15 protein-coding genes and 2 pseudogenes are annotated in these 19390 nt (G+C 62.1%); 8 read left to right on the forward strand and 9 right to left on the reverse strand.

Features of this window, described 5'->3' with window-relative positions; genetic code table 11:
- Positions 1-152: 152 nt before the first annotated feature.
- Positions 153-1835 (forward strand): dihydroxy-acid dehydratase, encoded by a 1683-nt coding sequence (gene ilvD, locus K9857_RS03360; protein ID WP_224533489.1) that lies wholly within the window; start codon positions 153-155, stop codon positions 1833-1835.
- Between the two features lie 159 nt (positions 1836-1994).
- On the opposite strand, the gene K9857_RS30470 is transcribed toward ilvD, so the two are convergent.
- Both K9857_RS30470 and K9857_RS30475 read right to left on the reverse strand, forming a co-directional pair.
- The gene (locus K9857_RS30470; RefSeq protein ID WP_411961537.1) at positions 1995-2858 is read right to left on the reverse strand and encodes a methyl-accepting chemotaxis protein; all 864 of its coding nucleotides are present in this window, start codon (positions 2856-2858) and stop codon (positions 1995-1997) included.
- A pseudogene (locus K9857_RS30475) lies at positions 2853-3701 on the reverse strand (MCP four helix bundle domain-containing protein); the annotation flags it as partial. The pseudogene K9857_RS30475 and the gene K9857_RS30470, both read right to left, overlap by 6 nt.
- A gap of 125 nt (positions 3702-3826) precedes the next feature.
- Between K9857_RS30475 and K9857_RS03370 the strand changes: the two are divergent.
- Entirely contained in the window at positions 3827-4258 is a 432-nt protein-coding gene (locus K9857_RS03370; RefSeq protein ID WP_224533491.1) for a nuclear transport factor 2 family protein, read from the forward strand.
- A 45-nt stretch (positions 4259-4303) separates the two neighbouring features.
- Positions 4304-4423: pseudogene (locus K9857_RS30350) on the forward strand (metal ABC transporter ATP-binding protein); the annotation flags it as partial.
- A gap of 138 nt (positions 4424-4561) precedes the next feature.
- Here the strand turns inward: K9857_RS30350 and nirD are convergent.
- Positions 4562-4939: a nitrite reductase small subunit NirD gene (gene nirD / locus K9857_RS03375; protein ID WP_224533492.1), complete on the reverse strand. Its 378-nt coding sequence runs from the start codon at positions 4937-4939 to the stop codon at positions 4562-4564.
- The gene (gene nirB, locus K9857_RS03380; protein ID WP_224533493.1) at positions 4939-7497 is read right to left on the reverse strand and encodes a nitrite reductase large subunit NirB; all 2559 of its coding nucleotides are present in this window, start codon (positions 7495-7497) and stop codon (positions 4939-4941) included. The genes nirD and nirB overlap by 1 nt, the downstream gene beginning before the upstream one ends.
- A gap of 670 nt (positions 7498-8167) precedes the next feature.
- On the opposite strand from nirB, the gene K9857_RS03385 reads away from it, so the two are divergent.
- Positions 8168-9064, forward strand: coding sequence for an acetoacetate decarboxylase (locus tag K9857_RS03385; RefSeq protein WP_224533494.1), 897 nt, complete (start codon positions 8168-8170; stop codon positions 9062-9064).
- A 64-nt stretch (positions 9065-9128) separates the two neighbouring features.
- On the opposite strand, the gene K9857_RS03390 is transcribed toward K9857_RS03385, so the two are convergent.
- From K9857_RS03390 to K9857_RS03410, 5 genes are read right to left on the reverse strand one after another with little or no spacing between them, the layout of a single operon-like run.
- Positions 9129-9908: an SDR family NAD(P)-dependent oxidoreductase gene (locus K9857_RS03390; protein ID WP_224533495.1), complete on the reverse strand. Its 780-nt coding sequence runs from the start codon at positions 9906-9908 to the stop codon at positions 9129-9131.
- Positions 9905-11083: an acyl-CoA dehydrogenase family protein gene (locus tag K9857_RS03395; RefSeq protein ID WP_224533496.1), complete on the reverse strand. Its 1179-nt coding sequence runs from the start codon at positions 11081-11083 to the stop codon at positions 9905-9907. The genes K9857_RS03390 and K9857_RS03395 overlap by 4 nt, the downstream gene beginning before the upstream one ends.
- A 29-nt stretch (positions 11084-11112) precedes the next feature.
- The gene (locus tag K9857_RS03400) at positions 11113-11832 is read right to left on the reverse strand and encodes a histidine phosphatase family protein (protein WP_224533497.1); all 720 of its coding nucleotides are present in this window, start codon (positions 11830-11832) and stop codon (positions 11113-11115) included.
- Entirely contained in the window at positions 11816-12199 is a 384-nt protein-coding gene (locus K9857_RS03405; protein ID WP_224533498.1) for a DUF6285 domain-containing protein, read from the reverse strand. The genes K9857_RS03400 and K9857_RS03405 overlap by 17 nt, the downstream gene beginning before the upstream one ends.
- Positions 12196-13254: a phosphotransferase family protein gene (locus tag K9857_RS03410; protein ID WP_224533499.1), complete on the reverse strand. Its 1059-nt coding sequence runs from the start codon at positions 13252-13254 to the stop codon at positions 12196-12198. Before K9857_RS03410 ends, K9857_RS03405 begins: the two co-directional genes overlap by 4 nt.
- Before the next feature lie 245 nt (positions 13255-13499).
- On the opposite strand from K9857_RS03410, the gene prpR reads away from it, so the two are divergent.
- The 4 genes from prpR to K9857_RS03430 all read left to right on the forward strand — a co-directional run bounded on the left by prpR (position 13500) and on the right by K9857_RS03430 (position 19386).
- On the forward strand, positions 13500-15464 hold the full coding sequence (gene prpR / locus K9857_RS03415) for a propionate catabolism operon regulatory protein PrpR (RefSeq protein WP_224533500.1): 1965 nt from the start codon (positions 13500-13502) through the stop codon (positions 15462-15464).
- Between the two features lie 242 nt (positions 15465-15706).
- On the forward strand, positions 15707-17308 hold the full coding sequence (locus K9857_RS03420) for a long-chain fatty acid--CoA ligase (protein WP_224533517.1): 1602 nt from the start codon (positions 15707-15709) through the stop codon (positions 17306-17308).
- An 87-nt stretch (positions 17309-17395) separates the two neighbouring features.
- Entirely contained in the window at positions 17396-17725 is a 330-nt protein-coding gene (locus K9857_RS03425; protein WP_224533501.1) for a DUF485 domain-containing protein, read from the forward strand.
- Positions 17722-19386, forward strand: a complete 1665-nt coding sequence (locus tag K9857_RS03430) for a cation acetate symporter (protein ID WP_224533502.1) — start codon at positions 17722-17724, stop codon at positions 19384-19386. Before K9857_RS03425 ends, K9857_RS03430 begins: the two co-directional genes overlap by 4 nt.
- The last annotated feature ends 4 nt before the right edge of the window (positions 19387-19390 follow it).

Raw genomic sequence — 19390 nt, forward strand, 5'->3', positions numbered from 1 at the left:
ATAGGTCAAACCAAGTTGTTGCGAAGAATATCACGACACGGCAAACCCGCGCGTCTGTTGATGACCGGATAGTCCGGGCAGCCGCCCCTGGCGCTCTATACTTGTTCAGACTTTTACATCGAAACGGCTCGACGAACGTTTGAGGTGAAGTCATGAGCGACAAAGACGATTTGCGCAAATATTCCTCCGAAGTCATCGACGGCGTCGAAGCCGCCCCGGCCCGGGCCATGCTGCGGGCCGTGGGCTTTACCGATGAAGACTTCACCAAGCCGCAGATCGGCATCGCCTCCACCTGGGCGATGGTCACCCCGTGCAACATGCACATCGACAAGCTGGCCCTGGAAGCCGAAAAAGGCGCGAATGCCGCCGGCGCCAAAGGGGTCGTGTTCAACACCATCACCATTTCCGACGGCATCGCCAACGGCACCGAAGGCATGAAATATTCACTGGTATCGCGCGAGGTGATCGCCGACTCCATCGAAACGGTGGTCGGCTGCGAAGGTTTCGACGGCCTGGTGACCGTGGGTGGCTGCGACAAGAACATGCCGGGGTGCCTGATCGGCATGGCGCGGCTCAATCGGCCGTCGATCTTCGTCTACGGCGGCACTATCCGCCCGGGTGCAGGCCACACCGACATCATTTCCGTGTTCGAAGCAGTGGGTCAGCATGCCCGCGGCGACATCAACGAAATCCAGGTCAAGCAGATCGAGGAAGTGGCGATCCCCGGCCCCGGTTCCTGCGGCGGCATGTACACCGCCAACACCATGGCCTCGGCCATCGAAGCGATGGGCATGAGCCTGCCCGGTTCCAGCTCCCAGGATGCCGTGGGCAGCGACAAGGTCTCGGACAGCTTCCGCGCCGGGCAGCAGGTGATGGAACTGCTCAAGCTCGACCTCAAGCCCCGGGACATCATGACCCGCCAGGCGTTCGAAAACGCCATTCGCGTGGTGATCGCCCTCGCCGGCTCCACCAATGCCGTGCTGCATCTGCTGGCCATGGCCCATGCGGTGGATGTCGAACTGACCCTGGATGACTTCGTCGAGCTGGGCAAAATCTCCCCGGTGGTCGCCGACCTGCGCCCCAGCGGCAAGTACATGATGAGCGAACTGGTGGCCATCGGCGGCATCCAGCCGTTGATGAAACGCATGCTCGCCGCTGGCATGCTCCACGGCGATGTGATGACCGTGACCGGCAAGACCCTCGCGGAAAACCTCGCCGATGTCGCCGATTACACCGACGGCCAGGACGTGATCCTGCCCTTCGACCAGCCGATCAAAAAGGACTCTCACCTGGTGGTGCTGCGCGGCAACCTATCGCCCACGGGCGCGGTGGCCAAGATCACCGGCAAGGAAGGCTTGCGCTTCGAAGGCAAGGCGCGGGTGTATCACGGCGAGGAAGGCGCGCTGGCCGGCATTCTCAACGGCGAAGTGCAGCCCGGCGAAGTGATCGTGATCCGCTACGAAGGCCCCAAGGGCGGGCCGGGCATGCGCGAGATGCTTTCACCGACTTCGGCGGTGATGGGCAAAGGGTTGGGCAAGGATGTGGCGTTGATTACCGACGGGCGTTTTTCCGGTGGGTCCCATGGGTTCGTGGTGGGGCATATCACGCCGGAAGCCTTTGAGGGCGGGCCGATTGCCCTGGTCGAGGATGGTGACAGGATCACCATCGATGCCGAGACGCGGGAAATTACGGTGGATGTATCCGATGCGGTGCTGGCCGAGCGCAAGGCCCGCTGGGTGCGGCCGCAGTCGAAGTATCGGCGCGGGGTGCTGGCCAAGTATGCGAAGACGGTGTCGAGTGCTTCGGAGGGGGCGGTGACGGATAAGTACCTCTGACTGGGAGTTTTGTATTGACTGGACTACCGCTTTCGCGAGCAAGCCCGCTCCCACATTTGATCGAGTTCTTTCAGGAGGAATACGATCGAATGTGGGAGCGGGCTTGCTCGCGAAGAGGCCTTACCATTCAACGAGAATCCTGCCGCCTGCACATCAATCTCAAAGCCTGAACCGATCCACCGACTGCGACAACCTCCCCGCCAGGCTCGACAACTCATCCGTCGTCGAAGCCGTCTCCCCGATCACTTTGCTGTTGCCCTCCGACATCCCGGCAATCATCTCCACCTGATGGGCTATTTCGTTGCTGGCCAGGCTCTGTTCGCCGATGGTGCGGGTGATGTCGTTGACCAGTTGCGTGGTGTTGAGGGTGGCGTCGAGGATTTCGCGGATGGCGCGTTCGACTTCGGCGGTGACGGCCATGCCTTTGTCGACCTGGGCTACCCCCGCCTCCATGCTGGTCACCGCTTCGCGGGTGTTTTGCTGGATGCGCGAGACCATGGCGGCGATTTCCTGGGTGGAAGCGCTGGTGCGCCCGGCAAGGCTGCGCACTTCGTCGGCCACCACGGCGAAACCGCGGCCCTGTTCACCGGCGCGGGCGGCTTCGATGGCGGCGTTCAGTGCCAGCAGGTTGGTTTGGTCGGCGATGCCCTTGATCACCTGGATGATGCTGAAAATCCCCTCGGATTCCTTGTCCAGAGTGCGAATCACCTGGGCCGACTGTTGCGCGGAACGGGCGATGCCGTCCATGTCGTTGACCACTTGATGGATCACTCGCCCGCCATCCTTGGCCAGGGTTTCGGCCTGATTGGCCATGTCCAGAGCGCGCTCGGCGTGCCGGGTAATCTCTTCGATACTCGCGGTCATTTCGCTGGCGGCCGCGGCCATGGTGCTGGCGGCTGCGCTCTGTTGCTGGCTGCTGCCGGCGACTTCGTGGCAACCGTTGCTCAGCAATTCGCTCATGCCACTGACACCATGGGCGTTGCTGCGTACCACTTCGATCATGCCGCGCAGGTCACGCTGCATGGTGGCCAGGCTGCGGATCAGTTGCCCGGCTTCGTCGTTGCGTTGAGTCTCGGTGATCGGTTCGCTGAGGTTGCCGTGAGCAATGCTGTCAGCGATGCGGCTGGCGGTCTGCAACGGCCCCATGATGCTGACGATGGCCGAGCGACCGAGCACCAACAGCAACAACAGGCTGGCAATGAGCACCGCGCCGACGGTGAGGTTGGCATTGCTGACGGCCTGCGCCGTGCCCTGGCTGGTGTGCTGCGTGTTGGTTTCAATCAGCTCGCTGAGCGCCGCCATCTGGTCTTCCAGTTGGCTGAAGGTGGCGTTGAAGGCGCCCAGTTCCTTTTGTGCGGCGTCGGGATTGTCCAACGCCAGCCCGACAATGCGCTCGGCGGCGCCGATGTAGGTGTCGAGGCTGGGTTTGATCTGGTTCAGCGCGGTCTTGAGAGTGTCGTTGACCGGCAGCTTCAGGTTGTCCCCGAGCATCTGCCGGAAATGCGCGGCGTGCTCCTCCAGGGAACTGCGCACATCGGCCTTGCTGCTGGTGCTTTTGTCCAATCCCACCAGCATCGCCGAGAGCACGTCGGCGCGCAGGGCGTCGTGCATCATGTCGGCTTCCAGATGATTGCGCAGCGCGGACATGCTGACGTCATTGTCCTGCACCGCCCGGGCCATCTGGCCATTCCCCAGGTAACTCACCAGCCCCATGATCAACGCGGTGAGCACGCCTGTCCCGATCAGCAACAGTAAACGCAGTTTTATGGACACTCTGTGGTTCCTCTTTTCGCACGTTTTCGAATGATGCAAGCCCATTGCTGAAAAGGTTATCGGCGAGCATTTGCGGTTGTTGAAAGCCTGCATCCGGTTATAGCGGGTTTTACGACGTGCGGTAGTCGTGGTTTCGGACCGATCCCCCTTGCCCCGTCTTCCATTTCAGAGAAAACCTGCTAGGTTGTACGACGACTTACAACAACAAGGAAATACCCATGAAAAGAGTCAAAGTGCTGGTTGGTTTTCTCTGCCTGTTCAGCGGCTACGTCGCCGCCGCCCCTTCCACCAGTGACCAGGATGTTGCCCAGGCTGTCGATCACCTGACCGACGCGATGCTGCACAAGAACATCGCGCAGCTACAGGCGCTGACCGCCGACAACCTGACGTACGGGCATTCCAGCGGAAAGATTCAGGACAAGAAGGCGTTCATCGACGATATCGAAACGGGGAAAAGCGCGTTCAAGACTCTGGAAATGCAGAACCAGACCATCACCGTTTCCGGTGACGTAGCGCTTGTCCGCCACCACTTCTCGGCGCAGGCGATCAAGGGTAACGATGTGGTGCCGACCGAGATCGAGAACTTCCAGATCTGGCAGAAACAGGGTGGGAAATGGCTACTTGTAGGACGACAGGCCTACAAATTCTGATCCCATAGTTTCTGCGCTCAGCCGCCGAATTTGTGAGCGACACAAATCCCTGTGGGAGCGGGCTTGCTCGCGAAGGCGTCGGGTCAGTCAACATTTGCTTCGACTGACACACCGCATTCGCGAGCAAGCCCGCTCCCACAGGTACCGTGGTCGATCACAGAATTTGTCGGCGATGCAAAATCCCTGTGGGAGCGTGGCTTGCCCGCGAAGGCGTCAGGTCAGTCAACATTTCTTTGACTGACACACCGCATTCGCGGGCAAGCCCGCTCCCACAGTAGGTCGTGTTTTTGCAAAGAAAAGTGATCAGGCCACCCCCACTTCCACCCTGCCCTCATTCAACCGCGCCGGCCACACCCGCAGGCGCTGTTCCGGGTATTCAAGGCAGCTGCCGTCTTCCAGGCGGAAATGCTGTTTGTAGATCGGCGAGGCCACCACCAAATCACCCTTGATGCTGCCGACCAGGCCGCGACCAATTACATTGGCCCCGGATTGCGGATCATGATTGTCGATCGCATAGAGCGTCTTGCCCTCCGCGCCCGGCAGGTAGAACAGCGCCACCTGCGCGCCGTCCAGCCAAACCACCACACCGGAGTCGTCCACCAGATCCTGCTGGCTGCACACCGACTCCCAGACATCGACATTTTCTGCACGGGTGACGCGTTGGGCATTGGACTGATTCATCAGACACGCTCCTTGACGGGGATGAGGTTGAGTTCGGCGGCCATGATCGGACGCCGCTGGCCGCGTTCCTGGACGAAGTGGATGTCCGGGTCCGGGCGTTTGTCGTTGACGAAGGTGCGGAAGCGCTTGAGTTTTTCCGGATCCTTGAGGGCATTGGCCCACTCGCATTCATAACGATTGACCACCAACTGCATCTGCGACTCCAGTTCCTCGCCCAGGCCCAGGCTGTCGTGGATGATCACGTCTTTGAGGAAGTCCAGGCCGCCTTCCAGGCTTTCGCGCCATACCGAGGTGCGCTGCAGTTTGTCGGCGGTGCGGATGTAGAACATCAGGAAGCGGTCGATGTAGCGGATCAGCGTCGCATCATCCAGGTCGGTGGCGAACAGCTCGGCGTGACGCGGGCGCATGCCGCCGTTGCCGGCGATGTACAGGTTCCAGCCCTTCTCGGTGGCGATCACCCCCACGTCCTTGCTCTGTGCTTCGGCGCATTCACGGGTGCAGCCGGACACCGCGAACTTGAGCTTGTGCGGCGAACGCAGGCCCTTGTAGCGATCCTCGAGGGTCAGGGCCATCTGCACGCTGTCCTGCACGCCGTAGCGGCACCAGGTGCTGCCGACGCAGGATTTCACTGTGCGGGTCGACTTGCCGTAGGCGTGGCCGGTCTCGAAACCGGCATCGATCAACTCGCCCCAGATGTCCGGCAACTGATGCAACTGCGCGCCGAACAGGTCGATGCGCTGGCCGCCGGTGATCTTGGTGTAGAGGTCGTATTTCTTCGCCACGACGCCGATGGCGATCAGCTTGTCCGCGGTGATCTCACCGCCGGGAATACGCGGCACCACAGAGTAAGTACCGTTCTTCTGCATGTTGGCCATGAAGGTGTCGTTGGTGTCCTGCAACGGCACCAGCGACGGGTCCATGATCGGCTGGTTCCAGCACGAGGCGAGAATGTTGCCCACGGCGGGTTTGCAGATGTCGCAACCGGTGTGGCCACGACCGTGCTTGGCCAGCAGTTCGTCGAAGGAGATCACCCCTTCCACCCGCACCAGCGCGTACAGCTCCTGACGGGTGTAGGCGAAGTGCTCGCACAGGCTCTTGTCGACGCTGACGCCTCGGGCAATCAGTTCGTGCTCGAAGACTTGCTTGAGCAGCCCGGCACAACCACCGCAACCGGTGCAGGCCTTGGTCTGCGATTTGAGTTCGCCCAGGTCGCTGCAGCCGCCGTCGATAGCCGAGCAGATCGCGCCCTTGGTCACGTTGTGGCACGAGCAGACGGTGGCCGATTCGGGCAAGGCGCCAGGACCGAGGGTTGGCGCGCCTTCGGAAGACGGCAGGATCAGGCCCGCCGGTTCCGCCGGCAGGGCAATCGCGTTCTGCATGTATTGCAGCAGCGTGTCGTAGTAGCTGTTGTCGCCGATCAGCACCGCGCCCAGCACGTGCTTGCCGCTGGCGTCCACCACCAGGCGGCGGTAGCTGGCCGAGGTTTCGTCGATGAACTGAAAACTGCGCGCGCCAGGTGTCGCGGCGTGGGCATCGCCGATGGAACCGACGTCGACGCCGAGCAGTTTGAGCTTGGTCGACATATCCGCGCCACGGAACGGTTCGGCGGCGTCGTCGCACAGGCGCGCGGCGACGCTGCGCGCCATCTGGTAGCCGGGGGCGACCAGACCGAACACGCTGCCGTTCCACGATGCGCACTCGCCGATGGCGTAGATGTTGGGGTCGCCGGTCACGCAAGTGTCGTCGACCACCACCCCGCCGCGCGGGCCAATTTCCAGCGCACACTGGCGGGCCAATGCGTCCTGGGCGCGGATACCGGCGGAGAACACCACCAGGTCGGTTTCGAGGAATTCATCGTTGGCGAAATTCATCCGGTAGCGATACTGCTCCCCCGCGCTGATCGATTGCGTGGCGCGGGACAGGTGCACACCGACGCCGAGCCTTTCGATCTGCGCCTTGAGCGCCAGGCCACCGAGGTCATCCAGTTGCACTGGCATCAGGCGTGGGGCGAACTCCACCACATGGGCTTCCAGGCCAAGACTCTTCAGCGCGTTGGCCGCTTCCAGACCAAGCAGGCCGCCGCCCACCACCACACCGCGCCGGGCATTGGCCGCCGCGGCACGGATGGCATCCAGATCTTCCAGCGTGCGATAGACCAGGCGCGACTCGCCTTCGGCGCCTTCGATCGGCGGCACGAACGGATAGGAACCGGTGGCCAGCACCAGCTTGTCGTAAGCCACGCGACCTTGGGCAGTCACCACCTGACGCTGTTCGCGATCGATTTCCAGCACCGGCACACCCAGATGCAGGGTGACGCCCGGCGTCTCATACAGGGACGCCTCGCTCAGCGCCAACGACTCGGCATCGCGGCCGGTGAAGTATTCCGACAGGTGCACACGGTCGTAGGCACGCATCGGCTCTTCGCTGAAAACGTGCAGATGGAAGCGCTCCAGCGCTCCGCGCTCGATCAGTTGCTCGACACAATGATGTCCGACCATGCCATTGCCGATCACGACCAGCGTTTGCAACTTGTTCAACGTGGCTACATTGCAATTCATAAACGACCCTGCCAATCACGGTTCAAAAAGCAAAAAAAAACGCCTGAAACCTTGCGGTTCCAGGCGTCTTTGCCTGTTCTTATGCGGTGTCGAAACCAGACGGCCATGCCTGATCCACCGATATTGCCCACGACCTGTGCGGTTGATCGATCGTCGTTGACCGAGAGGGCTGCCCAACATTGTTCGAGGGGCTTGAGAGGGTTGTTGCAGGGTTTGTGCCAGCCCGCGCAGAAATGCGTTGATCCGTGCAGGACAAGGTCAGGCCTGAAAGCTGGACTGCCGTTGAAACCCTTGATCCAGAGGTGTTTCAGCCGGAATCGTTGCAACATCCGGCGCCGACAAGGCAGCTCATGGAAGTCGGCGAAGAATGGCTTGAGCCGCTACCGACTGGTGCACCCTTTCCATCCCCGCGCTTTATAAAAGTGCATGGAAGGCCTGCTGCCCATGACCTTCAACTCTGAAACCGTGCTTTCAAGTCTGAAAGAAATGCTTTCCTTCGACAGTGTTCAGCATCTAACGAAAAAACATAACTAATTGATTTAATTAATTTTAATTACTAAAAGAACGCATCCTGAGCTTCTGGCATACCCATTGCTCCCTCCGTTATTCCCGGTCCTTCATCAGCCGATGGCCGCTGCAACAGGACCTGCCACAACCCGGAGACCCCACCATGAACCTTCCTATCAACCTGTCGCGCAGAGATGTGCTGGTCACCGCCGGCGTTGGCCTGGCAGCCGCCGCGACGCCCCTTTTTGCACAATCGGGGAACGCACAGGCGAGCGCCACCGGCGGCCTGTTCCTGCCTGACTCGATTGCCGGCCACGCACTGACCCCGGAGAGTGTGCGCGAAAAAGCCTTTGCCATGCCGCTCCACGCTCCGGCCTATGCCCGACCCCCCAGTGCGTTTCTGGACCGCCCCTCGCTCACCATCAGTTATCGGACCGACATGGAGCTGGCCCGAGCGCTGGTGCCCGAGCCGCTGGTGGTCAAGGACCCGATTGTCAGCCTCTCCTTTCTGTCCATGGTTGCCCCGGGGATCGGCGACTACTACGAGTTTGCCCAGAGCATTTCCTGCTTTCTGGGTGACGAAGCGGTGAGCTTTCGCCCGTTGATGGTCGCGGAAAACGTCACCGCCATCATGCTGGGTCGGGAAGTCTGGGGGCTGCCGAAAAAGTTCGGTCATCCTCGGGTCGGCCAGAACAACGAGTCTTATGTCGGCACCCTCGATTACGACGGCGCGCTGGTCGCCCGGGCGAGCATGGCCTACAAGTTCAAGGAAGTGGATCTGGCCGAGGCGACCAAGGCGATGAAGGTGCCCGGCGTGGTGCTCAAGATCATCCCGGACGTCGACGGGAAGACACCGCGCATTGCCGAACTGGTCAGGTTCGAATACTCGACCATCGAGCTCAAGGAAGCCTGGACAGGCGCGGCGAGCCTGGACCTGTTCAATCATGAAGCGGTGCCGATCGCAGCGCTGCCGGTGCGCGAGATCGTTTCCGTGCGCCATACCCTGGGCAACTATCTGCTGGAACCGGGCAAGGTAGTTCACGACTACCTCAAGCGCTAAGCCACCGCGCAACCTGTAGCAGCTGGCGCAGCCTGCTGCTACAGGGATTGTGTCGGGTACCTGGTTACAGACCCGAACAGCTGTGTCCGCCGTCGACCGTGATCTCGGTTCCGGTCATGCCCCTTCCCGCCTGGGATGCCAGCAACAGCAGTGCCCCGTCCAGGTCCTCGCACTGGCAGAAAGCCCGCGAAGGAATCCGCGCGCGCAACCGCTCACCCGCTTCGCCGCTCAGGAACGCCTCATTGATTTCCGTCATCACGTAGCCGGGGGCAATGGCGTTGACCCGGATGCCGTACCGCGCCAGTTCCAGCGCCATGGAGCGGGTCAGATGGCTCAAGCCGGCCTTGGCGGCGCAGTAGGGGCCGACCCCGCCGCCGACCCGGCTGGCGAGGATGGAGGTGATATTGATCAGGCTGCCTTCCCTGCCCGCGGCAACCATGCGCCGCGCGGCTTCCTGGGCGACCATCCAGGCGCCTTTGAGATTGGTGTCGAGGATCGCCTGCCAATCGGCATCGGTGTACTCCAGGGCACGTTTGGTGTCGCTGATACCGGCGTTGTTCACCACCACATCCAGCGTCTCCCAATCCGCCTCGATGGCATCCAGGCAACGGATGACCGACTCGCGGGAGGTCACGTCGAGTTCGTAGGCGCGTGCCTGATGACCTTCGAAGTTCAGGTCACGGACCAGCTCCTCGAGTCGATCGACCCGACGCGCCGCCACCGCCACCCGGGCTCCGGCCGCCGCCAGCGTTTTGGCAAAGTGTCGGCCAAGCCCGCTGGAAGCACCGGTTACCAGGACGACTCGCCCCCTGAGGTCGAACAGTTGCGAGGGATTGCGGTTCATTCGGTGGCTCCTTCGTTGCCGCGTGCAAGAATTTTTTTCGCCAGGCTCATGCGGTGAACCTCGTTGGGGCCGTCATAGATGCGGAAACCACGGGCGTCGCGGAAGATCCGGTCGACGATGGCTTCACTGGTCACGCCCTGCCCGCCCAGCACCTGGACGCAGCGATCGATCACCCGCCAGATGCCTTCGGAGCTGATGACCTTGGTCATGCTCGATTCGAAGTTGCCGCGCTCGCCCTGATCCAGTACCCACGCGCAGTGCCAGATGGCCAGGCGGGTGGTCAGCAGGTCCATTTCGTTGTCGGCCAGCATGAAGCCGACGCCTTGATGCTCACCCAGCCGCTTGCCGAACGATTCACGCCGACGGGCATAGGCGCAGGCCACATCGTGCGCCCGCCGCGCCTGCCCCAGCCAACGCATGCAATGGGTCAGGCGAGCCGGCGCCAGACGGACCTGGGCGTAGCGAAAGCCCTTGCCGATTTCCCCCAGCACATCGCAGGCCGGAATCCGCAGGTTCTCGAAGCGCAGCACCGCATGGCCTCCGGTGAAGCAGCTGTCCAGCGAATCCATCATGCGTTCGAGGATGAAACCCGGACGGTCGGTATCGGTCAGGAACATGGTCGCGCTGCCGTCCTCCATCCGCGCCATGATGATCGCCACACTTGCGCCTTCGGCACCGGTGATCAGCCACTTGCGGCCATTGATCACGTAGTCGTCACCGTCGCGCACCGCCGTCGTGGTCAGCATCGAAGGATCGGAACCGGCGCCCGGTCCCGGTTCCGTCATCGCGAAACAGGAACGGATATGACCCTGGACCATCGGCAACAGCCAGCGTTGTTTCTGCGCTTCGCTGGCCACCACCTCCATCAGGTGAATGTTGCCTTCGTCCGGGGCGTGGATGTTCAACGCGGTGGGACCCAGCGGCGAGTACGCGGCTTCCTCGAAGAGGATCGCCTTGGCCACGTGAGACAGGCCCAGGCCACCCATGTCCCGGGAGGCATGGGGCGTCAGCAGTCCATGGGCGCGAGCCTTTTCGACCAAGGCCTGGCGCAGTTCTTCGGAGGGGCCGTGGGGCCCTTGGCGCGGGTCCTGCTCCATCGGGATGATTTCGTTGGCGATGAATTGTCTGACCTTGGCCTGCAAGGTCAGCAAGTCGTCGGAAAGGGCGAAGTTCATAGGGATTTTCCTTGGGTACAGAAGGTTCTTCAGGCTCTCAAGCCATCGGGCTTGATCGCGCTGAACAGATTCTCGAGGACGGTGTTTTGAATGGCGGACTTGTGCGGGTCGTAAGGGGTGTAATTGAGGGTCCGAATGATCGCGTCGGTGACCTGACTGCCACGCATGTCGATGTCCACGATGTTGAGACAGGCAGTGTCCTGCTCAAAGGCGGCAATTTCGGTCAGGCCTGCACCGCTGGCCCACGCCAGCAGCACACGATTGACCGCGTCATGGCTGACGATCAGGGCGCTGTTCCATTCGGGTTCGGCAAGCAGGTCGAAGAACACCCGCAGCACCCGTCGCTCGAACGCATCCCAGCGCTCGCCGCCCAGGAAGGTCGCATCGGGCAAGGCGGCAAACCGGTAAGCGCCGGTGACCGCGTCGAACAAGGTGTCGGCGGGCAACTCGCGCAAGCGTCCGGCACGGATTTCCCGCAATTGCGGCGTTGCGTCGAAGGCGACATCGCGCCCGGTCAGCAACAGCTTCAGGGTCTGCTGCGCCCTCGGATAATCCGAGCACAGGACCCGGTCGAACGTGAGCGAATCGAGCACTTGCCCGAGTGCCTGCACCTGCTGTTCACCCGTGCGGGACAGCGGCACCAACCGTGGGTCCAGCGGACTGCCGTCGGCATTGAAGTAATCGACATGGCCATGGCGTACCAGGTAGCAACGGCGACGGCGGATCGGCTGCTCAGGCCTGCTGGTCATCGGCCACCACCTTTGGATTGCTGACGGCGAGATTCGCCCGGGTGATCTCCATCAATGCAGCCAGCAAGGTCTCGTTGGCATCGCCGGTCCGATCGTAGAGGCCCTGGCGGATGAACTGGCTGAGCAGCGCCCGGGCATCCTGCGGTGTCAGTCCGGCGAGGCTGTGGATCCCCAGCACATCCGCCAGACGCTGTTCCTCCACCCACTCGGCCGAGGGGCCCAGATCGATCTCCCGGCAGGTCATCGCCATGGCACTGGCGATCATCCGGCATTCGTAATGAAGGTGTTCCGGCAAGGCGGGCATCAGTTGCTTGAGCAGCACCTCACGGGCGGTCTGCATGAGCTCCGTTGCATTGGGCTGGATCATGTCCGTCCTCCACTGAGCGTCAGGATTTCATATTCGAGTTCCGGCACCATGCGGCCGGTGAGCGCCAGTTCCAATGAACGCTGTTGGCCCGACAAGTGACGCTGGGCCTGTTGCACCGCCACCACGGCCCAGCGGATGTGCGCCATGAGTTGCCAGAACTTCAGTTCCTCGCGGGTCGGGCTGTAACCGGAAACGGTCTGATAGCCATGCAGGAAATCGCTCAGCTCGCCCATGCCGCCCGCCTCACGATCCGGGCGGGCGAAGCGCCAACACTTGGCGCTGAACCAGCCAAGGTCCTCGCGCGGATCGCCCCAGCAGGCGAACTCCCAGTCCAGCACGCCCGCCAGGCGTCCTTGATCGACCATGTAGTTGCCGGTGCGGTAGTCCCGGTGAATCAGCCGGACAGGCATCGGCTCCGGGCGATGCAACTCGCACCAGCGCAGGCCCCATTCGATGACCGGATGGCTGCTCGGCAACTCATTGAGGTACTGCCGGTACAGATTGATCGTGGCCTGAATCGGATCGCTCGCCGGTGCGGGCAGAAACCCCAGGCCCGGATGATCCGGGGTGATTTGATGCAGCAGCGCCAGACTGCGTCCCAGCTCTTCGCTGAGGGCGCTTCTGGCGCTGTCGAGATTTTTGTCCAGCGTCAGGCGATGGCCGCTGGCCGTGCCGCCAATGGCCTGCATGATGAAAAAGTCGCGGCCGATGACCGACGCGTCCTGGCACAGCCACAGCGGCTGCGGCACTTTCACCCCGGCCTGGTGCACGGCACTCAATACCGCAAACTCCTGAGCGCGGCTCATGCTGACCGCAACCGACGATGGCGAGTCGGTGCGCAGCACCCATTGGCGCCTGACGCGTTCACCGCCCTCGGTCACTTGCGCCTGCAGCAGCCAGTTTTCCTGGATCGCGCCACCGGAAAGGCGCTGGCTTTTTTCGATTTGCACCGGCTCGCCATCGAGCCGGCTGGTCAGGAATGTCGCCAACGCCTGGTGCGCGTCGCCGACATCGACCCGTGGGTACGGGGTTCCTGAAAGATGGAGGGTCGTCATGGTTGGTTCTTCTCGTAGGTGTGACCTGAACGAGGTGAGAGCAAGAGCCACGCCATGTGCGAATCGCGACCGAAGTTAAATTTTTTTACCTTTTAAAACAGTGAATTACAGCAATACAAAGAGCCTCATCGGTCCTCTCCGACAGGCTGTCGATTGCAGATCTGAAATGTTTGTTTCAACATGGAAAAGAACGAACACGGCCGACCCGCGCGGTGCATCCGGCCTGTCTTACGAGCGCAAACAGCATGCAAACAGAACAGTACCTGCCCCGCGTCATCGCCCTGATCACGCATTTGCACACCCCGCAAAGTCCCAGTCGCATGGCGCGAATCGTCCAGCAGGTGATCCCGGATTACCAGAACCGCACGCAGCTCGAGATCGTGGAAACCAGCGTCACGCAACTGCTGGACAAGGGCCGCGAACTGGAGAGCCGCGGGGATGTGGACATGATCATCTGCTCCGGTGCCACGGCCGACTATTTGCGTCGATACCTCTCGACCACAATCCTGTCGATCCGCATGGGCGAGTACGACCTGATTCGCGCGATCGACCTGGCGAAGGCACGCGCCACCAAGGTCGGCATCCTGACCTTCCAGAACACCCATCCGGAACTGGAGGCCATGGCCTCGCTCTTCACCGTCGACATCCGCCAGGCGACCTACACCAGTTTCGAAGAGGCCCGTCAGCAGATCCGCCTCTTGATGAACGACGGTTACGGGGTGATCGTCGGCTCTTCCACCGCCGTCGAGGTGGCCGAGGAAGCCGGCGCCCAGGGCGTGCTTGCGCTGAACGCCGATGCCGTGCGCCGGACACTGGACGACGCCCTGGCCATCTGCCGCAGCCGCGCCCTCGCGCTGATTCAGCAACAACGCCTGAACGCGGTGTTGCGCAACCTCACCGATGGTGTGATCGCCATCGACGCCAACGGTGTGGTGCAGTCGCTCAACCCGAAAATGGCCAGCCTGCTGGGCGTCTCCAGCGAATGGGCCCACGAGCGGCACATCGCCGAGATACTGCCTGACCTGAGCATTGCCCAGGTGCTGAGCAGTGGCGAGACCGAAGAAAGTCGTCTGATCAAGGCGGGCGGCAAAACCCTGGCCGCCAACATCAGCCCGATCATCGACAACGGCAAGACCGACGGCGCGATCATCACTTGCCAGGAAACCAACGTCATTCAGCGTGCCGATCGCCGCATCCGCGCCCAGGCCCGTCCGCGCCAGTTCACCGCGCGTTATCGCTTCGAGCAGATTCTCGGCGACGCCCCCGGCTTTCGCGAAATGTTGCGCCTGGCGCAGGGCTACGCTCAGACCGATTCCACGGTATTGATCACCGGTGAAAGCGGCACGGGCAAGGAGTTGCTCGCGCAAAGCCTGCACAATGCCAGCCCGCGTCAGCCCGGTCCCTTTGTCGCGATCAACTGTGCGGCGTTTCCCGAATCCCTGCTGGAAAGCGAGCTGTTCGGCTACGAGGAAGGCGCCTTCACCGGATCGCGCAAGGGCGGCAAGATCGGCCTGATCGAAACCGCGCACACCGGCTCGCTGTTTCTCGACGAAATCGGCGACATGCCGGTCTCCCTGCAGACCCGCTTGCTGCGTGTCCTGCAGGAGCGGGAAGTGTTGCGCCTTGGCGCGTCCGAACCGACGCCGGTGGATATCCGGGTCATCGCCGCCACCCACTGCGACTTGCGCGAACGCATCAAGGATGGCCGCTTCCGCGAAGACCTCTACTACCGGCTCAACATCCTGCGCCTGGCGGTTCCACCCTTGCGCGAACGTCCCCAGGACATCGCGACCCTCGCCCGGGCGATTCTGCAAAAACTGCCCCGCCATCCGCAGGCGAAAGGCTTCGATCAACAGCTGCAAAACCTGATGCCCTGGCTGCTCAAACACCGCTGGCCGGGGAATATTCGTGAGCTGGAGAACATCATTGAGCGCGCGGCCCTTTCCGGTCGGGAGCTGAACGATCGTCAGGCGTCCGGAACCCTCCACACGCTGTTCCCCGAACTGTTCGAGGACGCGCAGGTGCAAAACCCGGCGGCCGGCGCGCAGGCCTCGGGCGTGGATCTGCGCAGCTTCGGCAAGGCCACGGAGGTGGCGCATGTCCGGCAAGTGGTGGACGCCTGCAACGGCGACATGGATGAAGCCGCGCGCCGCCTGGGCATCAGCCGCACGACCCTGTGGCGACGTTTGCGCGCAGGACCGGACAGGTGACCCTCCCACTTCAAATATGAAAATTCAAGCCTGAACAATGTTCCAGGTTTGAAATCCAGCAGAACGCACGTATCGCGAAAGCGGGCGTGCGCATAAAGATATTTTCTTTATTTAACAAATAGTTATCATCACAAAAGCACTTGCAACGCCGATTGGCACAGCCATTGCTCTGACCCTGCCGAGGGATCCTGCATCGATCCCCAGCCCAATAAGAACAAGGCAGGAGGTCGCCTGTGCTAGGCATGATGATGAACTTCAACCTGGGTATCGCCGCCATCATGCGGTATGCCGACCAGGTTGCTGCCGATACCGAGATCGTTTCGTTGTTCGCCGACGAACGTGTCCACCGCTACACCTACCGCCAGGCCTTCGTACGCGTTCGCCAGCTGGCCAACGTGCTGGACGAATTGAACGTCCCGGGCGACGCCCGCGTGGGAACACTGGCCTGGAATGACCATCGCCACTTCGAACTGCACTACGCGGTGCCCGCCTCGGGTCGCGTCTGTCACACCATCAATCCCAAGCTGTTTGCGGAACAGGTCAGCTACATCATTCGCCACGCCCAGGATGATGTGCTGTTCATCGATCCGCAGTTCCTGCCGCTGGTGGAAAGCCTGCAGGCGGAACTCACCAGCGTCCGCCATTTCGTCGCCCTGTGCGCTCACGATGAGCTACCACCCAGCGGCCTGCCCAACCTGCTCTGCTATGAAGACCTGCTGGCAACGGCTGCGGACAGTTACACCTGGCCCGAACTCGACGAACAGCGCGCATGCGGGCTGTGCTACACCTCCGGCACCACCGGCAACCCCAAAGGTGTGTTGACCAGCCACCGCAGCACCGTCCTGCATGGCATGGCGCAGAACATGGCCGATCAGGTCGGTCTGCGCGCGATCGATGTCGTCATGCCGCTGGTGCCGATGTTCCATGTCAACGCCTGGGGCATGCCGTACAACGCGGCCATGGTCGGCGCCAAGCTGGTGTTGCCTGGGCCGCGGGTCGGCGATGCCGGCGCCATGGTCAAGCTGATCAGGGATGAGGCGGTGACTTTCTCGCTGGGTGTGCCAACCCTGTGGGCGAACATCAGCCAGTACCTCAACGCCAGCGACCAGCAGATTCCGAGCCTCAAACGTGCCGTCACCGGTGGCGCGGCGTGCCCTCTTTCATTGATCCAGGCCATGGGCCAACACGGCGTCGCCCTGGAGAACGGCTGGGGCATGACCGAGATGAACCCGATGGGCAGCTACAACCGCTATCAACCCTGGTACGACACGATGGACGAGGAAGACCGGGACAGGCAGGTGCTCAAATCGGGCCGCGCCTTGTTCGGGGTCGAGATGCGCCTGCTCGATGAAGCGGGCGAACCCGTGGCTCATGATGGGATCGCTTCGGGTGCCTTGCAGGTGCGCGGGCCGTGGGTCAGCAGCGGTTACTACGGCCAGGACACCCGCGACGGCTGGTTCGACACCGGTGATGTCGCCACTCTGGACAGCCACGGTTACATGCAGATCACCGACCGGATCAAGGACCTGATCAAGTCCGGTGGCGAATGGATCTGCTCGGTGGAAATCGAAAATGCGGTCATGGCCCACCCCGGCATTGCGCAGGCGGCGGTAATCGGCGTTGAGCATCCGCGCTGGAGTGAGCGTCCGTTGCTGGTGATTGTCTGCCGCGATCCCGAGCACGCCCCCGACCACCGCGAGCTCATAGCCTTCCTCGAAGGCAAGATCCCCAAATGGTGGCTGCCGGACGCGTGCGAATACCTGCGCGAACTGCCTCACACGGCGACCGGCAAGGTCAGCAAGAAATCCTTGCGCGAGCAGTTCGCGAATTACGCCTGGCCCTGACCGACGCCCCTCCTCCTTTCATCGATCCACGGCCCGGCAACCGCCAGGCCGTCGGACAGCCCTACAACAACAATAAACGGAGGCACCATGCCTAACACCGCAGAACAGCTGTCGGATCATTACAGCCGCATCCGAACGAATCCGCGCTTCATTGCCATGAGCACGGCCCGCTCGCGCACCTCATGGCTGCTCAGCGCCCTGGTGCTGTGCGCCTATTTCCTGTTCATGGCGCTGGCCGCCTGTTTGCCGCAAGTCCTGCATGCGCCGCTCTATCCCGGCAGCCACCTGACACTGGGCATTCCATTGGGGGCTTCGATCATCCTGATTTCCTGGCTGCTGACCGGCTGGTATGTGCACCGGGCCAACAACCACTTCGATCACCTGAGCGAACAGATCGTCAAGGAGTGCCGCCCATGAACCGTTGCCTGGCATTACCTGTCGCGATCTGCCTGTCTGTCCTGCCCGTGCTGGCCAGTGCGGACACCCTCAACACGTCCAGGCAGCCAATGAATCTGCCGGCGATCGGCATCTTCCTGCTGTTCGTCATGGCAACCCTGCTGATTACCTGGTGGGCCTCGCGACGCACCCAGTCGGCCCATGACTTTTACACAGCCGGCGGCGGCATCAGCGGCTGGCAAAACGGCTTGGCGATTGCGGGTGACTACATGTCCGCCTCGACCCTGCTGGGCCTGTCGAGCCTGGTGTTCACCAAGGGCTACGACGGTTTCATCTATGTCATCGGCTTCTTTGTCGGCTGGCCCGTGCTCACGTTTCTGATGGCCGAGCGCCTGCGCAATCTTGGGCGTTATACCTTTGCCGACATCGTTTCGTTCCGCCTCGACCAGCGCAAGATCCGCGTGCTGGCCGCCTGCGGATCCTTGACGGTGGTCTGTTGCTACCTGCTGTTGCAGATGGTCGGCGCCGGACAACTGATCAAGCTGCTGTTCGGGCTCGATTATTCGGTGGCCGTGGTGGTGGTCGGCGTGCTGATGCTGATCTACGTGGTGTTCGGCGGCATGCTGGCCACCACCTGGGTGCAGATCACCAAGGCGATTCTGCTGCTGGCCGGCGGCACCACGCTGATGCTGCTGTCCCTGGCGCATTTCGATTTCAGCCTGGAAACCCTGGCCAGGCGCGCCGTGGAAGTGCACGCCAGTGGCTGGAGCATCATGGGCCCGGGTTCCATGCTGTCCAATCCGCTCAACGTCGCATCCATGGCCCTCGGACTGGTGTTCGGCCTGGCGGGATTGCCGCACATCCTCATGCGTTTTTTCACCGTGGCCAATGCCCGGGAAGCGCGCAAGTCGGTGTTCTACGCATCGGGCTTCATCGGCTTCTTTTTCCTGATCGTGTGTGTGCTGGGTTACGCCGCTATCGTCATCGTCGGCACCGATGCGCAGTATTTCGTCGACGGCAAACCGGGGGGAGCGCTGGTGGGCGGCAGCAACATGGTGGCCATGCACCTGGCCCGGGCCGTCGGTGGAAATCTGTTTCTCGGCTTTCTCTCCGCAGTAGCGTTCGCCACGATTCTTGCGGTGGTCGCCGGTCTGACGCTCGCCGGAGCCTCGGCCATCTCCCACGACCTCTACCTGACGGTGCTCAAGCGAGGCAACGCCACCGAGCGACAGGAAATGCGCGTCACCCGCCTGGCGGTCATCGGCCTTGGCATCATTGCGATCAGCCTCGGCATCCTCTTCGAACAAGTGAACATCGCCTTCCTGGTCGGGCTGACATTCGGCATCGCCGCTTCGGCCAACTTCCCGGTCTTGATCATGGCCATGTACTGGAAAGGCCTGACCACCCGGGGCGCCATCTGCGGCGGCCTGACGGGGCTGGTTTGCGCCCTGGCCCTGGTAACGCTCTCGCCCACGGTCTGGGTCACCGTGCTCGGCCATGCCCAGGCGATCTTCCCCTATGACCATCCGGCGCTGTTCTCGATGCCATTGGCCTTCCTGGTGATCGTCGTGGTTTCCCGGCTCGATCGCAGCGTACAGGCGCAAAAGGATCGGGACGGTTTCGACGATCAGAAAGTCCGCGCCGAAACCGGCCTGGGCATCGCCACCGCTACCACTCACTGAGCAT

The organism is Pseudomonas sp. REP124 (assembly GCF_020164475.1).
Classification (GTDB): Bacteria; Pseudomonadota; Gammaproteobacteria; order Pseudomonadales; family Pseudomonadaceae; genus Aquipseudomonas.

Coding starts and splice junctions, on each gene's coding strand:
- ilvD (WP_224533489.1), top strand. CDS start 153: ATGAGCGACAAAGACGATTTGCGCAAATATTCCTCCGAAGTCATCGAC.
- K9857_RS30470 (WP_411961537.1), bottom strand. CDS start 2,858: ATGCAGCGTGACCTGCGCGGCATGATCGAAGTGGTACGCAGCAACGCC.
- K9857_RS03370 (WP_224533491.1), top strand. CDS start 3,827: ATGAAAAGAGTCAAAGTGCTGGTTGGTTTTCTCTGCCTGTTCAGCGGC.
- nirD (WP_224533492.1), bottom strand. CDS start 4,939: ATGAATCAGTCCAATGCCCAACGCGTCACCCGTGCAGAAAATGTCGAT.
- nirB (WP_224533493.1), bottom strand. CDS start 7,497: ATGAATTGCAATGTAGCCACGTTGAACAAGTTGCAAACGCTGGTCGTG.
- K9857_RS03385 (WP_224533494.1), top strand. CDS start 8,168: ATGAACCTTCCTATCAACCTGTCGCGCAGAGATGTGCTGGTCACCGCC.
- K9857_RS03390 (WP_224533495.1), bottom strand. CDS start 9,908: ATGAACCGCAATCCCTCGCAACTGTTCGACCTCAGGGGGCGAGTCGTC.
- K9857_RS03395 (WP_224533496.1), bottom strand. CDS start 11,083: ATGAACTTCGCCCTTTCCGACGACTTGCTGACCTTGCAGGCCAAGGTC.
- K9857_RS03400 (WP_224533497.1), bottom strand. CDS start 11,832: ATGACCAGCAGGCCTGAGCAGCCGATCCGCCGTCGCCGTTGCTACCTG.
- K9857_RS03405 (WP_224533498.1), bottom strand. CDS start 12,199: ATGATCCAGCCCAATGCAACGGAGCTCATGCAGACCGCCCGTGAGGTG.
- K9857_RS03410 (WP_224533499.1), bottom strand. CDS start 13,254: ATGACGACCCTCCATCTTTCAGGAACCCCGTACCCACGGGTCGATGTC.
- prpR (WP_224533500.1), top strand. CDS start 13,500: ATGCAAACAGAACAGTACCTGCCCCGCGTCATCGCCCTGATCACGCAT.
- K9857_RS03420 (WP_224533517.1), top strand. CDS start 15,707: ATGATGATGAACTTCAACCTGGGTATCGCCGCCATCATGCGGTATGCC.
- K9857_RS03425 (WP_224533501.1), top strand. CDS start 17,396: ATGCCTAACACCGCAGAACAGCTGTCGGATCATTACAGCCGCATCCGA.
- K9857_RS03430 (WP_224533502.1), top strand. CDS start 17,722: ATGAACCGTTGCCTGGCATTACCTGTCGCGATCTGCCTGTCTGTCCTG.